Below are 4,379 nucleotides of genomic sequence, written 5' to 3' on the forward strand. Positions count from 1 at the left end.
GAGCATGTTGCGGCAATCGCGGCCGCGCTTGCCGGCTACAGCCCGCAGCCGGCGGAAGCGGGCCAGGTGACGGACGGATCGTCCGCCGCGATTATTGCGCCCGCAGCCGTTGCTCCTGCGGTGCCGGCCGGTTCGGCTGCTCCCCAGACCGGGGCGCAGCCCGAAGCGCGCCGCGCTGCAGCGGACGGCGGATCGCCCGACGGCTTCGGGCCTTCGATCGTCGAGCTCGTGCGGGAACGCCATACGGTTATCGTCGAGCTTGACCCGCCGCGCGATCTCGACATCCGCAAATTTATGGACGGGGCCGCCGCATTGAAGAGCGCCGGCGTCGACGCCGTCACGATGGCGGACAATTCGCTCGCCGTGACGCGGATGAGCAATCTTGCGCTGGCCGCGATCGTCAAGGAACGGACCGGCCTGCGTCCGCTCGTTCATATCGCCTGCCGAGACCGCAATCTGATCGGCACGCAATCGCATATGATGGGGCTCGACGCGCTCGGCATCGATCATGTGCTGGCCGTGACGGGCGATCCGGCGCGGTTCGGCGACCTGCCCGGCTCCAGCTCGGTGTACGACCTGACGTCGTTCGAGATGATCCGGATGATCAAGCAGCTCAACGACGGCACGGCCTTCTCGGGCAAACCGCTGAAGCAGAAGGCGAGCTTCGTCGTCGGCGCCGCTTTCAACCCGAACGTCAAATATTTGGACAAAGCAATCCAGCGGCTGGAGCGCAAAATCGAATCAGGCGCCGATTACATCATGACGCAGCCGGTCTACGATACCGGACTTATCGCGCGGATCGCCGAGCTGACCAGGCATTTGCCCGTTCCGGTTTTTCTCGGCATCATGCCGCTCGCGAGCGGCCGCAACGCGGAATACCTGCATAACGAGGTTCCGGGCATTCAATTGTCGGACGATGTGCGCAAACGGATGGCCGGGCTGGAGGGCGAAGCGGGGCGCGCGGAGGGCGTGCGGATCGCGGAGGAACTGCTGGACGCGGCGGTCGAGCATTTTAACGGCATTTATCTGATTACTCCTTTTTTGTTTTACGACATGTCGGTGCAGCTTACCCGTTACGTGCTCGACAAAACGGGCCGCCAAGCGACGGTGTAGCCGCCTATCTCGCTTTTTCGGGCGCGTGCGCTTTTTCTCTTGTTCCTGCGTGAAAAATGAATTAAAATATGAGGTAATGGATGCACCTGCCCTGCGAACGGCAACCGCCGGGGACAGGCTGACCGCAGCCGGGCCGGCGCCGATGTGGCGAAGTGCGGGCGCGAACGTATGCTCTCTCTCTTTTTCGTCAAGAATAGACTGCATATGTTATAAGTATGGAGCAATCATCTGTCTGCATTGGAAAGCATGGAGGCAAGGGATCGGCAGTAGGAAGACCGGAGGGGACCAGGCCATGGCAATCAAACTCATTAATATCGGTTTCGGCAACATCGTTTCGGCTAATCGGATCATCTCGATCGTAAGTCCGGAATCTGCACCGATCAAGCGGATCATCCAGGAGGCAAGGGACCGCCACATGCTGATCGACGCAACCTATGGCAGGCGCACGCGTGCCGTCATCATCACCGACAGCGACCACGTTATCCTGTCTGCGGTTCAGCCGGAGACGGTCGCGCACCGGCTATCGACCAAGGATGACGATCACGACGAATAAAAATGGAGCGTAACATGAAAAAGGGACTGTTAATCGTATTGTCCGGTCCGTCCGGCGTCGGGAAAGGCACCGTCTGCTCGGTGCTCAGGCACAAGATGCCCGAGCTCGTTTATTCCGTCTCGGCGACCACGCGTCAGCCCCGTCAGGGCGAAATGGACGGCATTAACTATTTTTTCAAAAGCAAGGAGCAGTTCCAGGATATGATCGCCCGGGACGCGCTGCTCGAGTATGCCGAATATGTCGGCAACTACTACGGCACGCCGCGCGATTTCGTCGACAAGACGATCGCCGAAGGCAAGGACGTCATTCTGGAGATCGAAGTGCAGGGCGCGCTGAAAGTAAAGGATAAGTTTCCGGAGGGCGTGTTCGTTTTTCTGCTGCCGCCGTCGCTCGACGAGTTGAAGCAGCGGATCACGGGGCGCGGCACGGAGACGACTTCGGTGATCGATCACCGCATGTCGGTTGCCGTCGACGAGATGGGCCTTATCCGCCATTACGATTACGCGGTCGTCAACGACGAGATTGACGCTGCCTGCCATCGGATTCAGAGCATTGTGACTGCCGAGCATTGCCGCCGCGAACGGTTTCTTGCCGGATATGCGGAGCTGCAGGCCGTTATTGAGAAAGCAAAAGCTTGAGCGAGGTGAATAGAAAAAAATGTTATATCCATCCATCGACGAGATGATGAAGAAGGTTGACAGCAAGTACTCCCTGGTCGTAGCGGCCTCGCGGCGCGCACGGCTGCTGCGGGACGGCACGGTTTCGGAGCTGAAGGGCGCCAAATCGCATAAATACGTTGGCGTTGCGCTGGAGGAGATCTACAACGACATCGTTCAGGTCGAATCGGATCCAAATGTAAAAAATGAATGAATGAACGGCGACAACCCTCGAAACGCGGGTTGTTCTTTTTTTAGAAACGAATGATTATGCCGCAAGGGGGCGTTGGTATTGACAGCATCCGTACTGAAAGGAAAGACGATCGTACTGGGCATCACGGGAGGAATCGCCGCTTACAAGGCGGCCGCGCTGTGCAGCAAGCTGGTGCAGGCCGGAGCGAACGTGCATGTGATCATGACCGAATCGGCGGTCAAGTTCATTACGCCGCTCACGCTGCAGACCTTGTCGCGGCATGACGTGCACACCGATACGTTCGACGAGCGCGACGCTGCGGCGGTGTCTCACATCGATCTCGCGGACCGGGCGGACCTCGTCGTCATCGCCCCGGCGACCGCCAATATACTCGCCAAAATGGCGCACGGGCTGGCGGACGATATGCTCAGCACGACGCTGCTGGCGACAACCGCGCCGGTGCTGGCCGCGCCCGCCATGAATGTGCATATGTACGCCCATCCGGCGGTGGCGGACAACATCCGTCTGCTCGGGGAGCGAGGGGTTCGTTTCGTGGAGCCGGGAACCGGGCAGCTCGCGTGCGGCTATGTCGGCAAAGGCCGATTGGCCGAGCCGGACGAGATTGTCAGGGCCGTGGAGGCCTGTTTCAAGGAGCGGGGCAACCTGACCGGACGCCGGGTGCTTGTGACGGCGGGCGGCACGATCGAGCGGATTGACGCGGTTCGCTATATTACGAACGACTCCTCCGGCAAAATGGGAATCGCGGTCGCCGAGGCCGCCCGCGATTTGGGCGCGGAGGTGACGCTGGTCGCGACGAAATCCGTCGGCGCGCTGCCGGAAGGCGTGCACGCGGTGCGGGTCGAGTCGGCGGCAGACATGCTGGGGGCGGTAATGGACCGCTTTGACGAGTCGGATATTATCGTCAAGGCGGCGGCGGTCGCCGATTACCGCCCGATCGTCAGGCATGATGCGAAGCTGAAGAAAACCGGCGATCGGCTTGTGATCGAGCTGGAGAAGACGGCCGACATTCTGGAGGAGGCGGGCCGGCGCAAGTCGGGCCAATTCCTCGTCGGCTTCGCGGCCGAGACGAACGATGTCGCCGTATACGCAATGGACAAGCTGCGCCGCAAAAAGTGCGACCTCATCGTCGCTAACGATGTGACGGCCGAGGGTGCAGGCTTTAACGGGGATACGAACGTGGTGCAGCTGTTCGACGCCGACGGCTTGGCTGCGCAGTGGCCGATGCTGACCAAAAGGGAGGTCGGGCTGCGGCTGATGCGGCTGGTCGCCGAACGGGTCGGCGCCGGCATAGCGCGCTCCGTGGAGCTGCCTGGCGAGCGGTCAAGCGCACGCGGCTTGACCGGCGGCTCGTCCCAGGAGGAGGCGGACTCATGATTGCGCGCGTCATCGTCGACGTGCCGAGCCGGCAGACGGACAGGCCGTTCGATTATGCAGTGCCCGCCCCGATGCAGAGCTGGATTGAGGTCGGCAGCCGGGTGGCGGTGCCGTTCGGCGGCCGGACGCTGCAAGGTTTTGTCGTCGGCTTCACCGGCCAGGCTGAGGTGGAAGCCAAGCGTGTGAAGCCGGTCGCGGAGCTGCTTGATCCGATGCCTCCGCTGCGCGCGGATCTGATCGAGCTGGCCCGGTGGATCAGCGACACCTACTGCTGCACCTGGACGACAGCGCTGCAGGCGATGGTTCCGGCGGCGCTCAAGGGAAAGGCCGAGCGATATGTTTACATACCGGAGAACGGCTCCGAATACGATAAAAGCGGGACGGAGGCGGCTGCCGCCTCCGAAAGCGCGGAGGAAGAAACCGGAGCAGACGAAACAGGCCAGCTGGCCTTGCTGCCGCGGCTGCCGGA

6 protein-coding genes are annotated in these 4,379 nt (G+C 61.5%); all 6 read left to right on the forward strand.

The window, feature by feature from the left end:
* On the forward strand, nt 1-1,113 hold a 1,113-nt coding region (locus BG52_RS14620; RefSeq protein ID WP_036667595.1), incomplete at its 5' end, for a methylenetetrahydrofolate reductase.
* Between the two features lie 292 nt (nt 1,114-1,405).
* Nucleotides 1,406-1,666 (forward strand): extracellular matrix/biofilm regulator RemA, encoded by a 261-nt coding sequence (gene remA, locus BG52_RS14625; RefSeq protein WP_020615370.1) that lies wholly within the window; start codon nt 1,406-1,408, stop codon nt 1,664-1,666.
* 14 nt (nt 1,667-1,680) lie between these two features.
* Nucleotides 1,681-2,304, forward strand: coding sequence for a guanylate kinase (gene gmk / locus BG52_RS14630; RefSeq protein WP_036586435.1), 624 nt, complete (start codon nt 1,681-1,683; stop codon nt 2,302-2,304).
* Nucleotides 2,305-2,323: 19 nt separating this feature from the next.
* Nucleotides 2,324-2,536 (forward strand): DNA-directed RNA polymerase subunit omega, encoded by a 213-nt coding sequence (gene rpoZ / locus BG52_RS14635; protein WP_036586432.1) that lies wholly within the window; start codon nt 2,324-2,326, stop codon nt 2,534-2,536.
* Nucleotides 2,537-2,614: 78 nt separating this feature from the next.
* Nucleotides 2,615-3,910, forward strand: a complete 1,296-nt coding sequence (gene coaBC / locus BG52_RS14640) for a bifunctional phosphopantothenoylcysteine decarboxylase/phosphopantothenate--cysteine ligase CoaBC (RefSeq protein WP_081793926.1) — start codon at nt 2,615-2,617, stop codon at nt 3,908-3,910.
* Nucleotides 3,907-4,379 (forward strand): primosomal protein N' family DNA-binding protein (locus BG52_RS14645; protein ID WP_036586433.1); only part of this gene is annotated, 473 nt, incomplete at its 3' end. The genes coaBC and BG52_RS14645, both read left to right, overlap by 4 nt.

The organism is Paenibacillus darwinianus, assembly GCF_000598065.1.
Taxonomy (GTDB): Bacteria; Bacillota; Bacilli; order Paenibacillales; family Paenibacillaceae; genus Paenibacillus_I; species Paenibacillus_I darwinianus.

Bases quoted from the DNA above. Each gene is read 5' to 3' on its own strand.
- remA (WP_020615370.1), top strand. From the start codon at position 1,406: ATGGCAATCAAACTCATTAATATCGGTTTCGGCAACATCGTTTCGGCT.
- gmk (WP_036586435.1), top strand. From the start codon at position 1,681: ATGAAAAAGGGACTGTTAATCGTATTGTCCGGTCCGTCCGGCGTCGGG.
- rpoZ (WP_036586432.1), top strand. From the start codon at position 2,324: ATGTTATATCCATCCATCGACGAGATGATGAAGAAGGTTGACAGCAAG.